Here is a 16794-nt window from a genome sequence, read left to right as displayed (position 1 = left end):
TTTCTTGAAGTCGGACAGTATACACACTCACAGAGGGTGAGCGCTGACACTGAATGCTATTGAATACATACGTGCCACCATGCATCCCGCTCATGGTCGCGGCACAGCTTTTTCATTCGAGGCCGTCAGCGTCTGTGCTATTATACGCGTCCTTTATGGAACGCCCGCCGCTGCCAGCAGCCTCGGGGCTTACCTTACTTCCTGATCCGAATACGCCACGTATAGCAAGAGGTTGTTTCGACCATGGCCAAAACGTCCCTGGACAAGGGCAAGATCAAGATCCTACTGCTCGAAGGCATCCACCAGAGCGCAGTGGATACCCTCCTCAATGCCGGTTATACCAACATCGAACACCTCCCTACGTCCTTGGACGAGGAGGCCTTGATCGAAAAAATCCGCAATGTGCATTTCATCGGCATCCGCTCACGCACTCAGCTTACCGAGCGCGTTTTTGCGGCTGCTGAAAAGCTCGTTGCTGTGGGCTGCTTCTGCATCGGTACCAACCAGGTAGACCTTGGTGCAGCACTAGTGCGCGGCATCCCCGTTTTCAACGCACCCTATTCGAATACCCGCTCGGTGGCCGAGCTGGTACTGGCCGAGTCGATCATGCTGCTGCGCGGCATCCCAGAAAAGAGCGCGCGCGCCCATCAGGGCGGCTGGCTGAAGTCAGCAAAGCATTCCCATGAAGCTCGCGGCAAGGTGCTGGGCATTATCGGCTATGGCAACATTGGCGCCCAGCTCTCAGTACTGGCCGAATCACTGGGCTTTGAAGTCATCTACTATGATGTCATCACCAAGCTGGGCATGGGTAACGCAAGACAGGTGGGCAGCATGGAAGAACTGCTGGCCCGTGCCGATATTGTCAGCCTGCATGTTCCCGATCTGCCTGCCACTCGCTGGATGATCGGTGAACCCCAGATCGCCTTGATGAAGCCAGGCAGTGTGCTGATCAACGCCTCTCGCGGTAGCGTGGTGGTTATCGAGGCGCTGGCTGATGCCATCAAGGAAGGTCGCCTCAACGGTGCGGCCATTGACGTCTTCCCGGTTGAGCCCAAAGGCAACGATGAAGAGTTCGTCAGCCCGCTGCGCGGCCTGCACAACGTCATCCTGACACCGCACATCGGTGGCTCAACGCTGGAGGCACAGGAAAACATCGGCACGGAAGTCGCCGAAAAGCTGGTCACCTACTCCGATAACGGTACCACCATTACCTCGGTCAACTTCCCGGAAGTCGCCCTGCCGGCCCACCCCGACAAACATCGCCTACTGCATATCCATGCCAACGTGCCGGGCGTCATGTCAGAGGTCAACCGGGTGCTGTCGGAAAGCAACATCAACATCCTCGGCCAGTATCTGCAGACCAACGAGAAAATTGGCTACGTGGTGATTGATGTCAACAAAGAGTACGGTAGCAAGGCCCTCGAAGCGCTGAGCGAGGTCAAACACACCAAGCGCGTTCGCGTTCTCTACTCCGAGACCGGCCTCGCAGACTGATCCGCAGACGAACGGCAGACAACACTGCCCGCCTGCCACAACCGCGCCTGATCAGCGCCACCTCGCCGCCACGGCCTAGCCTGGCGGCGATTTTCTTTCGCCACCCAGCATCACAAGGAACACCGCCATGCCCACCGGACTGGCCTATTTCACCGTCATCATAGTCTGGGCGACCACGCCGCTGGGTATCAAATGGAGCGCCGAGGCGGGCGCGCCCGTCGGCAGCGTCATGTTGCGCATGGGCATTGCGCTGGTGGTTGGTACAATCATCCTACTGCTGATGCGTCGGCCGTTTCGCCATGACCGCCGCGCTCTAATCAGCTACGCCTGCGCCGTGCCCGGCGTATTCGGCGCCATGGCGCTGAGCTACAAGGCCTCTCAGGCATTACCCTCAGGCATGCTGTCGGTAATGTTTGGTATGGCACCTCTGATCTCAGGCTTGATCCTGCAGGCGCTACCCGGTTCCGTCCGGCTGCAGCGCTGGCATTGGCTGGGCTGCGCGCTTGGCGTAGTGGGTCTAGCTGTGGTGTTTATCAATAGCCTAACACTAGGCGGCTCGGGGCAACTCATGGCCCTGGGCATGATGCTGGGGGCTGTCACCTTGTTTAGCGGCAGCGGCATCGCCGTTCAGCGCGCTGCTGCAGGCCTGCACCCTATGGTGCAGACAGTGGGCGCCCTGGCACTGTCGATGCCTTTCTTCCTGGTCCTGTGGCTGAGCAGCGGTGAGCCGTTGTCGATACCGCTATCGGCTCGCGGCTTCTGGGCGGTACTCTACCTAGCGCTGTTCGGATCGGTGATCGGTTTTCTGTGCTATTACCTGATCTTGTCGCGGCTGCATGCCGCTACGGTAGCGCTAGTGACGCTGATCACACCGGTACTGGCTCTCACCTTAGGCATGCTGCTCAACGGGGAATCCCCCTCCCCGCCCATGTTGACAGGTGCTGCCCTAATACTAATTGCACTAGGCGCTTACCTGTTCGGTGATCGCATCGGCCGGCGCAATGCCGCGCGACTGGTCGCAGCCACACGCTCACCAGACAAATAACGGCCCTTCTTTGGTCGCAAGCCTGAGCACAGACGCCAGCATCGCGTTAGGCTTGGGGTAAATCCCTGCTGGAGATACCGCAATGCCTGCAACCGATGCCCCTGCCGTCAACTGCCAGCTGGTCGATGGCGTCGCCACCCTGACACTGAGCCATCCAGAGCGCTTCAATACGCTGTCAGAAGCCATGCTCGGCACGCTTGCTGGTGCACTGACTGAGCTGCGCGACGAATCCAGCCTGCGCTGCGTGGTAATCGCCGCCGCAGGTCGCGCCTTCTGCACCGGCCACGATCTCAAAGAAATGCAGGCACGCCAAGACCACGCTTACTATCAGGACCTGTTCAGGCGCTGTGGGCAGCTGATGCAGAGCATCGTCGACTTTCCGCTACCGGTGATCGCCCGGGTTCACGGCGTAGCCACAGCAGCAGGCTGCCAGCTGGTGGCCAGCTGCGACATGGCTGTGGCTGCCCGCAGCGCCCGCTTCGCGGTCTCCGGTATCAACGTCGGGCTGTTCTGCGCCACCCCAGCAGTCGCCTTAAGCCGCGACATCGGCCGCAAGCGGGCGTTGGAGATGCTGCTGACCGGCGAGTTCATCAGCGCCGACACGGCACTAGAATGGGGGTTAGTCAATCGTGTAGCCGATGACGAGCAACTCGATGAAACCATCAATACCCTGACCACCAGCCTGACCGCCAAGAGCGCTCTGGCACTCAGCACCGGCAAGGCCATGTTCCGACGCCAGGCCGAGCTTCCGCTGGAGCAGGCCTACGCCTTTGCCGCCGACACCATGGCCGACAACATGCTCGCCGAGGACGTCAGTGAGGGAATCTCGGCTTTCTTCGACAAGCGTCCCGCCCAGTGGCAGCATCGCTGAGCGAATAAGCTCATGGAAACAGTTTCCGAAACAAGACAGCGCCCCAGGCTCACGGTATCCTGACACAGGAATTATCATTCGGATTCGGGAGAGTATATCAGTGACGGAACCCAAGCGCAGAGCAGCAGGCCGGCCTGCAACAGGCAAAGCCAGTGGCGGGCACAGCCAATCACTGGTGCGCGGCCTGAGCCTGCTGGAACGGCTGGCAGCCAACCCCGATGGCCTGACCCTCTCAGAGATTGCCGAGCTGGCTGAGCTGGCTCCTTCGACAACCCATCGTCTGCTGCAGGCGCTTCACAGCCAGGGTTTCATCAGTCATAACGCCGAGCTCGCGGTGTGGAAAATAGATGTCAAAACTTTCCGGATCGGCAACAGCTTTCTTGAAGCGCGCGATTTTGTGGCCACCAGCCGGCCCTTTCTGCGCAAGTTGACTGCTGCCACCGGCGAGACAGCCAACCTCGGTATTCGCGATGGCAGCACGGCGGTGTTCCTGGCACAAAGCGAGTCGCCCCAGATGATGCGTATGATTACCCGGCTCGGCTCACGGGCCCCGATGCACGCCTCAGGCGTCGGCAAAGCGCTGATGGCCTGGCTGCCGGAAGATGAGCTGGCCCAGGTGCTGGAAGAGCGCGGCTTGGCACGCATTACCGAAAACACCTTGCACGACCCGGCTGTACTGCGAGAGCAGCTGGCCAAAATTCGCCAGCAGGGCTACGCCTGTGATCGTGAAGAGCACGCTATTGGAATGAACTGCGCAGCGGCCTGCATCCATAACGAACACGGCATTCCACTGGCTGCGATCTCGGTCTCGGGGCCGGTAGCACGCATTTCCGATGCACGCTTGGTTGAATTGGGTGAGCTGGTGCGCCAAACAGCACAGGAAATTACTGCCCAGCTGGGTGGCCACCTACCAGCGCCCTGACTGCTAGCAGGCGACTCTTTCAATACAGGTTCAGCGCAGGCTTTTAGCATGGTTGCTGCACGGGTCAGTCGTTCATCTGCCGGGCCAGATACGCTATACACTCGCCCAGTGCACCAGCTTCTCTGGCCCATAAATCAGCAGAAATTGGACCAGTGGCCAACAGCTCGAGCAACAGCCGGCGAAGCTCCTGGTCTGATCTGTGGGGCTTGGTGGCCTGACCGATGCCTTGGTTGAGACGCTCAACCTGAACTGCTAACCGGTAAGGCTCATCCCCGGGCGGCACGCGGCCATGGGAAAGCACCGCTAAATGTACGCGCAGCATCGCGAGTCGCTGCTCGACCTGGGCTGGGCTATCAGGCACAAGACGAGCCGCGTTGCGCCGCTCATGGGCCTGATGCACGTCCGCAGAGAGCGGCTGATTCTGCCCAGCACTCTCAATGCCAACCGCCACTACCCCGCCTCCTTCAAGCAACATGTCATCAGCGGCCAGATGGCTATCGATCAGAGGTCCCAGCTGCTGCCAGTACTTCGCCTCCTCAGCCAGAGCAAGACGCTCAAGGTTGATACGCCGCGCCTGGACTATCCCCGCCCAGCGCCGACTCATACCCTCACTACGCCTGCCATGCGGCAGCGGCTCCAAGGCGGCAGCCTGCTCCACAGCGGAATCAAGAGCTGCACTATCACTGACGCTAACCGGACGCCAGGTGTCGAGCTGATCAATCAGCACCTGCATGTCATCAAGACGCTGCTGAAGGTGATTCTGACGATCCTTGCGCGCCGCATCGCGCCGCGAAAAAATCTCGTCACACAAATGACGAAAGTCTCGCCAAAGCGCCTGCTCCTCCCCCTTTGGCGCTCGCCCCAACTGGCGCCACTGCTGCTGCATTGCCTTGGCTTGCTCAGCGCGCTGGTGTGCGTCCATGTCACGATCGCGCAACGCCCGAAGCTGTTCAATCAGCGCACGTTTGGCTGCAGCGATCTCACTGGCGCGGCGCTCAATCAGCGCCTGCAGGGCATGGCGTGCGTGAGAAAAACGTCGCTCAACGCCATGAGCCTGCTTGCTGGGCACAGGAGAATGGCGCTGCCACAACTGGCGGGAACTGTCGCGAATACGGCGCAGTGCATCGGGATCAGCCTGCTCACAAGGTTGCTCAAGCAGCGCCTCAAGCTGCTCACATAGCTCGATACGTGCTGCTAGGTTGTGCTCACGCTCCTGCGCCTGGCGCTCGCGCCACGGCTGCAAGCGTTGGCGAATATTATCTGACGCTGTGCGAAATCGCGCAGACAGATCGCTATCACCAGCGGCATCACCAAGGCTTTTCCACTCCTGTACCAGCTGGCGATGGCGATGATTCAGATCGCTGTCATTCAACTGTGTCTGCTCGGCGAGCGCATCAATGCTTTCACACAGCTGCTGACGCTTGGGACCCGCCACAAAGGCCCGCCAATCGCGCAACTCGGCAAGCCTGGCGCCAAGCCGCCGGAAACGTGCTAGCGCCCCCTCTGCAGCGGCAGGGTCCAGAGCCTCTGCTTGCTGAGCAATACGTTGATAAAGACCACTGGCATTACGCACCTGGCCTTTATCCAGCTGTTGCTGCAGCCGGTCAAGCCCAGCGCTGAAGGCCGCCAGACTTACCGACTGAACTTGAACCGTTTCAGCCTTGTTTTCCTGCAACTGCTCCTTGGCATGCCTGAGCAGTGGTGCAAGCGGAAGCTCTTGTGGCCAGCGACAGGCAGCAACCAACGCGGCCAGCTGCTGATCGTCGTTATCACTGAGCGCCTGGATAATAGACTCCGTGTTCGCGTCCAACCTGCCACGCGCAGCAAGCACGTTTTCGTAACGCTCCAGAATTGACGCATATCGCCGGCGCAATACTTCGTCAGGACTATGTTGCTCGGAAAGCGCCAGCCAGTGTTTGACAAGCAACTGCCTCTGTGATCGAAGAAGTGCTATTTCCTGATCCGACAGCCCCTCTCCCTTAGTGAGGCCATTGAGCCCTTCTTCCATGGCCGCCAGCTGGGCTTCTCGCTCCTGACTAGCTGCTGCACGCCGCTGCCTGGCGTCTTCCTGCGCCCGGTCATGATGCTGCTGGTCGCTGAGCACTTTTCGATAGTGCTGATGAGCCTCCCGAAAGCGGCGCTCCTGCTCCGCACTGGCCGGCCCGAGCTCCCGAAAAGACTTTTCGAAATACTCGAAGCGTGCTTTGTCATGTGACTCCCAGGAGCTGCCAACCAGATGTTCTATCTGCTCAAGCAGCTGGTCGCGTCGGGAATTGGCTTTGGCCTGCTGGTCTGCGTCGGCGCGGCGCTGAGCAAGACGTTGACGCGCCTGACGCATGACCTGACCGTCACGCCGCGCTTCCCGCGCTAGGTGCGAGAGCCCTTCGTCGCTATCAACTCGCGCGGCAGCAGCCTGGCGTATAGCGGCAATCTTGTTGTCGCAGGCCAGTCGAATCAGCGCCTCCTCATCCTCAAGCTGAGCCAGCGCCTCCATCCTGAGCTGCTGGTTATCAGCTTCCATGGCAATACGCTCAAATAGCACGCCATCACCGAGCTGAGTCAGATACCCGATACGCTGCGATAAACTAGGCGCTCCGGCGTGTCCGCTGAGCAGCCACACAAGGCGATCATCTAGCTCTCTGCTGCTACCAGCAGTGCGTAGCCTCAGCAGACAATCGATATCCTCGAGCCGTGCCAAAGCCGCCAGGCGAACTTCTGCGTCAACGTCCTGCACAAGATGCTCAAGCGCCTGTCGGTGGTCAGCACGCTCGGCTGAAAGTCGCGCAATGGCCTGATAACGCACGCTGGCTGAAGAATGTTGCCAACGTGGTTTAAACAGACGTAAAAAAATTCCTCTCATAGGGTGTCCTGAACAAGACGCGGCGCACAACTGCCGCAAACAAAGTAGTCTATCCATCTAAGCACGGGCAACGATGCCTGAAAAGAGCAAGCAAGGCTGCCTGTATGTAATAAGAGACACTGACAACAGTGCGTATTGGGCTTATTATCAGTTGCATGCAACTGGTGACTCGCCTAGCGTGAGCCTATTAATTAACTGTCACCTATATTTCTGCGGAGTTCGGCAATGAGTCTCAATGTGGACAGAGCCGAAAGTGCATTCACTTTCAAGGGCGGCATGCTACCCATGACCGTCATGGAGCTGACCAGCGCCGATCCTGAGCGAATTCGCGAGCAGCTGGCGGGAAAGATGAGCCAGGCGCCGGCCTTCTTTCAGCATACCCCGGTCGTTCTCAGCGTTGAGCGGCTTGATGAACCACACTTGTCGCTGGAGCGTATCTGTGCTGTGTGCCGCACCCACAAGCTGCTGCCCGTTGCTGTTCGTGGTGGCAGCGATCCGGTACGTCAATCGGCCTGGGCGCTTGGCCTCGGCTGGTTTCCTCCGCTGGAGACATCACGGCCGCGACCGCTGGAAAGCGTTGCCGTTGAAGCCGAACTTTCACAGGTCGATGAAGAGGACGTGACAGAAATGCTGCCTGGCGGCATTGGCCGCATCTATCGTGGCACCGTTCGCTCAGGGCAGCAGGTTTCAGCGCCTGAAGGCGACCTGGTGGTGGTAGGTGCGGTGAATGCTGGCGCCGAAGTGCTGGCGGGTGGCAGCGTACACGTTTATGGCCCACTGCGCGGGCGTGCACTGGCTGGTATTCATGGCAACCCCCTGGCCAGCATATTCTGCCGCGAGCTGCGCGCAGAGCTACTATCGGTGGCGGGTAATTACAAGCGGCTCGACGACATCGACCCGCGTCTGCTGAATACAGCGGTCCAGGTCCGACTCGCAGACGATCAGCTATCCATCTCGCCGCTGGACTAGCAGCCAGCATATGGGCGAGTTAGTCAACTCAAAACAATGCAGCAAAGGCGTAAGCCTATAGCTGCACCCAGACACCAAGACATAGGATGCGACACTTGGCCAAAATCATCGTTGTGACCTCCGGCAAAGGAGGCGTCGGAAAAACAACCAGCGCAGCTGCAATCGCCACAGGACTGGCGCTTCGCGGCCAGAAAACCGCCGTTATCGATTTTGATGTGGGGCTCCGAAACCTTGACCTGATCATGGGCTGCGAGCGCCGGGTCGTGTACGACCTCGTCAACGTGATCCAAGGTGAAGCGGGGCTGAACCAGGCGCTGATCCGCGACAAGCGAGTGGACAACTTGCATATTCTTCCGGCATCACAGACCCGCGACAAGGATGCTCTGACCAACGAAGGCGTCGAGCAGATTTTTAAATCGCTGAGTGAAGACTTCGACTTCATCATCTGTGACTCACCGGCAGGTATCGAGCGCGGCGCCCAGCTGGCCATGTATTTTGCCGACGAAGCCATTGTGGTCACCAACCCTGAAGTGTCTTCAGTGCGTGACTCTGACCGCATGCTCGGGCTGCTGGCATCCAAGACACGTCGTGCAGAGCGCAATGAAGAGCCGATCAAAGAGCACCTGATGGTGACACGCTATAACCCCAGCAGAGTGGACAGCGGAGACATGCTGAACCTCGACGATATCCGCGAGATTCTAGCGATTGATCTGCTCGGCGTGATTCCCGAGTCCGAGGCCGTACTGCGCGCCTCAAACCAGGGCGTGCCAGTCACCCATGACAGCGAAAGTGATGCGGGGCTTGCCTACACGGATGCCGTTTCACGGCTGCTGGGCGAAGATGTCCCGTTACGTTTTTATGGTGGCCAGAAGAAAAGCCTGTTAAGCCGCATGTTTGGAGGAGGCCGTCGGTGAAGCTACTCGATTTCCTGAAGCGTGAGCGAAAGAACAGCGCCTCGGTAGCCAAGGAGCGCCTGCAGATCATCGTGGCGCACCAGCGCAGCCAGCGTGGGCAGCCTGACTATATGCCCATGCTCGAGCGCGAGCTACTGGAGGTTATCCGCCGCTATGTCCAGATCGACGACGATGCGGTGAATATCAGCATGGACAGCGAGGACAACTGCTCGGTACTTGAGCTGAACGTCACTTTACCACGCACTTGACGCATCTCCGGCGAGATGCCCGCCGCTCGCCCTAATTGCCAGACGTCGCACACAGCGGTGTTGATAATTCTTTTGTTTTCGCTTGAACGGGGGTCTCGCTCATGGCGCAGCCGACCACGCCAGGGGCTTTTCTCTGGCACGACTATGAAACCTTTGGCATCGACACGCAGCGCGACCGCCCCGTTCAGTTTGCTGCCATTCGTACCGATGCCGAACTCAACGAGATCGGCGAACCGGTCGAAATATTCTGCCGTCCGGCGGATGATTTCCTGCCTCACCCACAGGCCTGCTTGGTGACAGGTATCACCCCGCAAAAAGCACTGCGCCGGGGCTTACCCGAGGCGGAATTTGCTGGCCGTATCGCCGCAGAAATGAGCCAGCCCGGCACCTGCTCAGTGGGCTATAACAGCCTGCGCTTTGACGATGAAATCAGCCGCCACTTATTCTACCGCAACCTGATCGACCCCTACGCCCGAGAGTGGCAGAATGGCAACTCCCGCTGGGACCTGATCGATGTGGTACGTGCTTTTCATGCACTACGCCCCGACGGAATCGCGTGGCCGCGGCGCGAAGACGGGACGCCCAGCTTCCGGCTTGAAGAACTGACCCGGGCCAACGGCATTGCCCATGAAGGCGCCCACGACGCTGTTGCCGACGTACGCGCCACCATCGAGCTGGCACGACGACTCAAGCAAGCCAATCCCAGGCTGTTCGCCTATCTGCTGAAGCAGCGTGGCAAGCACCGGGTCGCTGAGCTGCTGGATGTTGCTGCCCAGGTGCCGGTGCTGCATATTTCACGGCGCTATCCGGCCGGCCGTAATTGTGCAGCGCTGGTGATGCCCTTGGCCAAACACCCGACCAACAACAATGGCGTGATCGTCTATGACCTGTCCGTCGACCCACAGCCATTGCTGGACATGTCGGCCGAACAGATTCGCCAGCGTGTTTTCATCAGCAATGACGACCTTGCCGAAGGCGAGTCGCGCATCCCGCTGAAAGTCATTCATATCAACAAATGCCCTGTCGTCATGCCAGTGGCCTTTCTCAAGGATGTGGATGGTGAACGGGCCGGCGAATACGGCCAGATCGTCGAGCAGATGGCACTCGACCTTGAGGCGGGCCGCCAGCACTGGAAAGTTCTCAGGGCAGATTCCGATGTTGCGGCACGCGTTAGGGACGTGTTCTCCCAGCCCTACCCGGAGCCGCCTCAGGATCCGGACCTGATGCTCTACAGCGGCGGTTTCTTTTCTCCCGCTGATCGGGCTCAGATGGAGCGCGCACGGGCCACTGACCCTTGGGATCTAGTGGGCGCCACTTTTTCTTTTCAGGATCCGCGTCTTGAGGAAATGCTATTTCGCTACCGTGCCCGAAGCTATCCTGAAACCCTGGAAGATGAAGAGAAGGAACGCTGGGAAAACTGGCGCTGGGAGCGGCTACGGGACAGCCAGCTGGCTGGGTTCACGCTGTCTGACTTTGGCCGCGAGATTGAGCGGCTGAGCCGCCAGGAGCTGACCGACATCCAGCGCCAGGTACTGGAAGAACTAGTCATGCATGTCGAGTCCATTCTTCCCTCACAGGCATTCGACTGACCCTAGCCGATACCGCCGCCAACGGAACCAGCCTGCCTGCAATGCAGCACAATCAAGACAACATAGACGAGAAGGCCGGACAATGTATGCTCGGCCTTCTCGTCACCTACATCTTAATGCCTGCTGGATAGCCGTCACAGTAACCGGTCGCCAGGGCAATTCGCTTACAACTCTTCGGCGTCTCTCTTCAGCTCGTCGCCTGCCTTCTCGATATCCCTTTCGACATCATCGGCCAGCTTTTCAGCTTTCTCGTCAGTCGCCTTGGTGGCGTCTTCTGCGTCCCACTTGGCGCCGTCGCCAGCTTCTTTCAGCTTATCGCCTGCCGCATCAGCTGCGTCCTTGGTCTCCTCAACGGCCTCGTCGGCCTTCTGACCAGCAGCACTGGCAGTATCTTCAGCAGCCTGCTTGGCGTTATCACCGGCTTCTTCCAGCTTGTCGCCAGCTGTGTCAGCCGCGTCCTTGGTCGCTTCAACAGCTTCCTCAGCCTTCTCTTCAGTGGCTTTGGCTGCATCTTCAGTAGCCTGTTTTACATCGTCGCCCACTTCTTCAAGCTTGTCGCCTGCTGCATCAGCTGCGTCCTTCGTGTCTTCAGCGACTTCGTCAGCTTTCTTTTCAACGGTCTTGACTGTGTCGTCGGCTACTTTTTCGGCGCTTTGATCAACCTTCTTGTCGGCGTCTTTATCGGTGCCAGCATCCTTGCTGTCGCAAGCAACGAGAGCGACAGAGGTCGCCCCGACCAGCAGTGCAAGTCCGAAACTGCGCAGTAAATTCTTTTTCATGTGATCTCCCTATTTAAACCATCAGGCTTTTCGAAGTTTACCAGCCCATAGTAGTCGTCAAGAATAACGACTTCCAACACTCTTTGCTTATCCTCTAGGTCAGCAGGAGCAGTTTACCCTGGGCATTCTGCCACATTAGAGACGCGATACCTGAGCCGCTCGGACTGTGCGCTCAACGGCTCTGGCACCATCCCCTCACGCAACACCTGAGCCTGGGCGTTTAGACAGCCTCAGGAAAACACCCCTTGAAACACACAACGAAACACACTATCTTGTGCCGCAATGCGATAGACACACCACATGTAGTAGCTAGCAAGTCAAGGGAGTGCTGTCAACCACTGCTTGCCTAGCGCCCACAACCCGATCAACCACCCACAGGATCCCATCGGCGCCATGAGTATTACGACACCCTCAAAGCAGGCTTCGGTCTCTGTCACAGCCCCTCAGACGCTGCGGGTTATCAAGCGCACCGGCGATGTGGCACCCTTCGATATCAGCAAGATCGCCGTGGCCATGAACAAAGCCTTTATCGCCGTAGAAGGCGATGATGTGTCAGGTTCATCGCGCGTACGTGACTTTGTTGCCAACGCCTCCGGAAGTATCGCCCAGGCATTTCAACGTCGCATGCCAGACGGCGGCACCTTGCATATCGAAGACATCCAGGACCAGGTCGAGCTGGCCCTGATGCGCGCCGGCGAACAAAAAGTCGCCCGCGCCTATGTACTCTACCGCGAAGCCCAGGCCAGCGCCCGCAGCGCCAAAGGCGACATTACCAAACCTCATCCTTCACTCAACGTTACCGCCCTGGACGGCAGCACTCGCCCGCTGGATCTGGGCCGCATCGAAACCCTGGTCTTCGAAGCCTGCGAAGGCCTTGATGCGGTTGAACCCGGCAAGATCGTCGAGGACTCACTAAAGAACCTCTACGACGGCGTGAGTGTGGATGGCGTTTCTCAGGCGCTGATGATGACCGCCCGCACTTTGGTAGAGAAAGAGCCCAACTACACTTACGTCACTGCTCGCCTGCTGCAGGACAGCCTGCGTCGCGAAGCGCTATCGTTTCTCGATATCGCCGAGGAAGCCACCTACCATGAGATGGCCGATTTGTATAAGCCGGCCTTCCAGGCCTATGTGGCCCGCGGCATCGAATTCGAACAGCTCGACCCGCGTCTGGCCGAGTTCGACCTCGAGAGGCTGGGCGAAGCCCTGGATCATGCCCGCGACGCCCAGTTCACCTACCTAAGCCTGCAGACCCTCTACGACCGCTACTTCATTCACCGCGATGATGTGCGCTATGAGCTGCCCCAGGTGATGTTCATGCGCGTGGCCATGGGGCTGGCGCTTAACGAAGATGACCGCGAAGCCCGCGCCATCGAGTTCTACGAGCTGCTGTCGAGCTTCGACTACATGGCCTCCACGCCCACTCTGTTCAATGCCGGCACTGTGCGCAGCCAGCTTTCCAGCTGCTATCTCACCACCGTGCCCGACGCGCTGGACGGCATCTACAGCGCCATCCGCGACAACGCCCTGCTGTCCAAATGGGCCGGCGGTCTGGGTAACGACTGGACACCAGTACGCGCACTGGGTTCCTGGATCAAGGGCACCAATGGCAAGTCCCAGGGCGTGGTGCCTTTCCTCAAGGTGGTCAACGATACCGCCGTTGCCGTCAACCAGGGCGGCAAGCGCAAGGGCGCGGTATGTGCCTACCTGGAAACCTGGCACCTGGATATCGAAGAATTTCTGGAGTTGCGCAAGAACACCGGTGACGATCGCCGTCGCACCCACGACATGAACACCGCCAACTGGGTGCCAGACCTGTTCATGAAACGGGTCTTCGATGACCAGCAGTGGACGCTGCTTTCGCCCTCCGATTGCCCGGACCTACACGACCTGTATGGCGCAGCCTTCGAGAAGCGTTACCGAGAATACGAGGCGATGACCGAAAGCGGCCAGATCACGCTGTTCAAGCGGGTCAAGGCCAAAGACATGTGGCGTAAGATGCTCTCCATGCTGTTCGAGACCGGCCACCCATGGATCACCTTCAAGGATCCGTGCAACCTGAGAAGCCCGCAGCAGCACACCGGCGTGGTGCACTCCTCCAACCTGTGCACCGAGATCACCCTGAACACCAGTGTCGATGAGATCGCAGTGTGCAATCTGGGTTCGATCAACCTGGCCAGCCACATGGTCGACGGCCAGCTGGACAACGACAAGCTTAAGAAGAGCGTACGTACCGCAGTGCGAATGCTCGACAACGTCATCGACATCAACTATTACGCGGTACCCCAGGCCAAGAACTCCAACGTCAAACACCGCCCGGTGGGGCTGGGCATCATGGGATTTCAGGACGCCCTTTATGCTCAAGACATCGCCTACGCCTCCGAAGAAGCCGTGGCCTTTGCCGACCGCTCCATGGAGTTGGTCAGCTACCACGCCATCGAGGCGTCCTCTGATCTGGCCGCTGAGCGCGGCCACTACGCCAGCTTTGAAGGCTCACTGTGGAGCCAGGGCATCCTGCCCATCGACTCCATCGACAGACTGGTGCAGGAGCGCGGCGAGAAGTACATCGAGGTCGACACCTCTTCGACCCAGGATTGGGGCCGTATTCGCGACAAGATCGCGACCCAGGGCATGCGCAACTCCAACGTGATGGCCATCGCTCCCACCGCAACCATTTCCAACATCTGCGGCGTGTCGCAGTCCATCGAGCCGACCTACCAGAACCTGTTCGTCAAATCGAACCTGTCTGGAGAGTTCACTGTGGTCAACGCTGCCCTGGTCAACGACCTCAAAGAGCGTGGCCTGTGGGATGCGGTGATGATCAATGATCTCAAATACTACGATGGGTCTGCCCAGCCCATCGAGCGCATTCCGGATGACCTCAAAGCCAAGTACGCCACCGCTTTCGAGGTCGAGCCCAAATGGCTGGTCGAAGCTGCCTCACGTCGCCAGAAGTGGATCGACCAGGCACAGTCGCTCAACCTCTACATCCAGGGCGTGTCAGGCAAGAAACTCGACGTGACCTACCGCATGGCCTGGTATCGCGGCCTCAAGACCACCTATTACCTGCGTGCGCTGGGCGCCACTGCGGTGGAAAAGTCCACCGTCGAGCGCGGCAATCTCAACGCGGTCAGCAACGCCGCACCTGGCGCGACAACGGATGGCGCCGAGCTAAACGCCCAGCAGGCACCACAGGCGCAGGAGCCACGCGGCGTCGACGACTTTCTGAGCGGCAAGGGCGGCCAGCGTCCGCCGTCGGCCGGGGAGATCGATGAGCTGGGCTGCGAAGCCTGCCAGTAAATCCGCGCCAATGAACCTGCTGCGCTACGCCGGCAGGTTCTGACATCGAGTTAACAGACAAGGGGAATCAAAATGCTGAACTGGGATGATTTTCACGAAGACGACACCACCGTGGCCGAGACCCCCAAGCCGACACCAGCCTCCGAGCCGGTGCAGGAAAAGGCTCAGGATAAGATGCAGGAAACCCCTGCCAGCTATCAGGTCGCCGAACAGGACCGCGTCGAGCGCGCACGCCAGTCACTGAGCGAGCTCGACGTGGCTGCCGGACTGGAAGAGCTTGAAATGGGTGCGGCGCGCATCGAGGTCGATGACAAGAAGATGATCAACGCCCGCGCTGACCTCAACCAGCTGGTACCGTTCAAGTACGAGTGGGCCTGGCAGAAGTACCTGGACGGCAGCGCCAACCACTGGATGCCCCAGGAAGTCAACATGACCGCCGACCTCGCGCTATGGAAAAGCGCCGACGGCCTCAGTGCCGACGAGCGCCGCATCGTCGAGCGCAGCCTGGGCTACTTCTCCACCGCTGACTCGCTGGTGGCCAACAATCTGGTACTGGCGGTATATCGCCTGATCACCAACCCCGAGTGTCGCCAGTACCTGCTGCGCCAGGCATTCGAGGAAGCTATCCACACTCACGCCTATCAGTACTGCGTGGAGTCGCTGGGCATGGACGAAGGCGAAGTCTTCAACATGTATCGCGAAGTGCCGTCGGTGGCTGCCAAGTCCACCTGGAGCCTCAAGCACACCCAGTCGTTGGCGCGCGCCGACTTCAACACCGGGACACCGGAAACCGATCAGGAGCTGTTACGTAACCTGGTGGCCTTCTATTGCGTGACCGAAGGAATATTTTTCTACTGCGGCTTCAGCCAGATACTGTCCATGGGTCGGCGCAACAAAATGACCGGCGTGGCCGAGCAGTTCCAGTACATCCTGCGCGACGAATCCATGCACCTGAACTTCGGCGTGGACATGATCAACCAGATCAAGATCGAGAACCCGCACCTGTGGACGCCCGAGTTCCAGGACGAGTGCACCCAGATGATTCTCGAGGGCACCGAACTCGAGATCGCCTACGCCCGCGACACCATGCCCCGCGGCGTGCTGGGCATGAACGCCGCCATCATGGAGGAATACCTGCACTTCATCTGCAACCGCCGCCTTGCACAGATCGGCCTCAAAGAGCAGTTCCCCGGTGCCGGGAACCCCTTCCCGTGGATGAGCGAGATCATCGACCTGCGCAAGGAAAAGAACTTCTTTGAGACCCGCGTCACCGAGTATCAAGTGGGGGGCGCACTGAGCTGGGATTAATATGACACCTCGTCCGGCACATGAATTATCTCCGATGGCCGGGCGGGCGCTTTTCATACAACACCTTGAGCTCCATTCCACGCAGTAGCGCCTGGCCAAGACGAATCCAAAAGAGGGCAATCCAATGCATGCAACCCATGAAAACGGCACCCGACAGCGCGAGGCACAGGCCTGGCAGTCGGCCCTGGACCAGGCGCTGGCCGCCCACGGTGGAGAGGCGGCATTGGCTTACTATCCCCATGTGGCCAACGCCTTTCCTTCTTCTGCGCCCAACCCTTACGCGCCAGAGTTTCCACTGCTTGACCTGCACGAACTGAAAAGCTGGGCCATCCATCGCGGCTGGCACGTGCGGCCAGCACCGGAGCGCGCCCATGACAACAATCGATACAGGAACCCACCACTGCGCTTCAGTCGCCAGCCGGTCAGGGGCTGGAAAAGCCACTGACACCTGAATCTGAGCGGTTACACACTCCGGCAATAACGCGGTAGGCTAAA

General features: G+C 59.2%; 13 protein-coding genes. 11 read left to right on the top strand and 2 right to left on the bottom strand.

The genetic code is table 11. From position 1 onward, the window contains the following. Nucleotides 1-243: 243 nt before the first annotated feature. The 4 genes from serA to ACTH3D_RS01800 all read left to right on the top strand — a co-directional run bounded on the left by serA (nucleotide 244) and on the right by ACTH3D_RS01800 (nucleotide 4332). Nucleotides 244-1494 carry a phosphoglycerate dehydrogenase gene (gene serA / locus ACTH3D_RS01815; protein ID WP_441664652.1) on the top strand — a complete coding sequence of 417 codons (1251 nt, stop codon included), beginning with the start codon at nucleotides 244-246 and terminating at the stop codon, nucleotides 1492-1494. A 127-nt stretch (nucleotides 1495-1621) separates the two neighbouring features. Then, a complete protein-coding gene (locus tag ACTH3D_RS01810) occupies nucleotides 1622-2539 on the top strand; it encodes a DMT family transporter (RefSeq protein WP_441664650.1) in 918 nt (305 codons plus the stop codon). 82 nt (nucleotides 2540-2621) lie between these two features. Further along, entirely contained in the window at nucleotides 2622-3410 is a 789-nt protein-coding gene (locus ACTH3D_RS01805) for an enoyl-CoA hydratase (protein ID WP_441664648.1), read from the top strand. 100 nt (nucleotides 3411-3510) lie between these two features. Beyond that, a complete protein-coding gene (locus tag ACTH3D_RS01800) occupies nucleotides 3511-4332 on the top strand; it encodes an IclR family transcriptional regulator (RefSeq protein WP_441664646.1) in 822 nt (273 codons plus the stop codon). A 64-nt stretch (nucleotides 4333-4396) separates the two neighbouring features. Here ACTH3D_RS01800 and ACTH3D_RS01795 read toward each other — a convergent pair whose 3' ends face one another. Further along, entirely contained in the window at nucleotides 4397-7192 is a 2796-nt protein-coding gene (locus ACTH3D_RS01795) for a DUF349 domain-containing protein (protein ID WP_441664644.1), read from the bottom strand. A gap of 225 nt (nucleotides 7193-7417) precedes the next feature. Between ACTH3D_RS01795 and minC the strand changes: the two genes are divergently transcribed. The 4 genes from minC to sbcB all read left to right on the top strand — a co-directional run bounded on the left by minC (nucleotide 7418) and on the right by sbcB (nucleotide 10912). Further along, a complete protein-coding gene (minC, locus tag ACTH3D_RS01790; RefSeq protein WP_441664642.1) occupies nucleotides 7418-8161 on the top strand; it encodes a septum site-determining protein MinC in 744 nt (247 codons plus the stop codon). A gap of 95 nt (nucleotides 8162-8256) precedes the next feature. Next, on the top strand, nucleotides 8257-9075 hold the full coding sequence (minD, locus tag ACTH3D_RS01785) for a septum site-determining protein MinD (RefSeq protein WP_441664640.1): 819 nt from the start codon (nucleotides 8257-8259) through the stop codon (nucleotides 9073-9075). Beyond that, a complete protein-coding gene (gene minE, locus ACTH3D_RS01780; protein ID WP_441664638.1) occupies nucleotides 9072-9323 on the top strand; it encodes a cell division topological specificity factor MinE in 252 nt (83 codons plus the stop codon). Before minD ends, minE begins: the two co-directional genes overlap by 4 nt. Nucleotides 9324-9424: 101 nt before the next feature. Continuing rightward, complete coding sequence (gene sbcB / locus ACTH3D_RS01775; protein WP_441664636.1) at nucleotides 9425-10912, top strand: exodeoxyribonuclease I; 1488 nt, start codon at nucleotides 9425-9427, stop codon at nucleotides 10910-10912. A gap of 164 nt (nucleotides 10913-11076) precedes the next feature. On the opposite strand, the gene ACTH3D_RS01770 is transcribed toward sbcB, so the two are convergent. Next, nucleotides 11077-11691, bottom strand: a complete 615-nt coding sequence (locus tag ACTH3D_RS01770) for a hypothetical protein (RefSeq protein ID WP_441664634.1) — start codon at nucleotides 11689-11691, stop codon at nucleotides 11077-11079. A gap of 393 nt (nucleotides 11692-12084) precedes the next feature. On the opposite strand from ACTH3D_RS01770, the gene ACTH3D_RS01765 reads away from it, so the two are divergent. From ACTH3D_RS01765 to ACTH3D_RS01755, 3 genes are all read left to right on the top strand, one after another. Continuing rightward, entirely contained in the window at nucleotides 12085-14991 is a 2907-nt protein-coding gene (locus tag ACTH3D_RS01765) for a ribonucleoside-diphosphate reductase subunit alpha (RefSeq protein WP_441664632.1), read from the top strand. 72 nt (nucleotides 14992-15063) lie between these two features. Further along, nucleotides 15064-16299 carry a ribonucleotide-diphosphate reductase subunit beta gene (locus tag ACTH3D_RS01760; protein ID WP_441664630.1) on the top strand — a complete coding sequence of 412 codons (1236 nt, stop codon included), beginning with the start codon at nucleotides 15064-15066 and terminating at the stop codon, nucleotides 16297-16299. A gap of 124 nt (nucleotides 16300-16423) precedes the next feature. Further along, the gene (locus ACTH3D_RS01755; protein ID WP_441664628.1) at nucleotides 16424-16744 is read left to right on the top strand and encodes a hypothetical protein; all 321 of its coding nucleotides are present in this window, start codon (nucleotides 16424-16426) and stop codon (nucleotides 16742-16744) included. Nucleotides 16745-16794: the final 50 nt, after the last annotated feature.

The organism is Halomonas sp., assembly GCF_052095765.1.
Classification (GTDB): domain Bacteria; phylum Pseudomonadota; class Gammaproteobacteria; order Pseudomonadales; family Halomonadaceae; genus Halomonas.
Note: the sequence above shows the minus strand (reverse complement) of the source record. Positions and strands in the feature narration are given on the sequence as shown.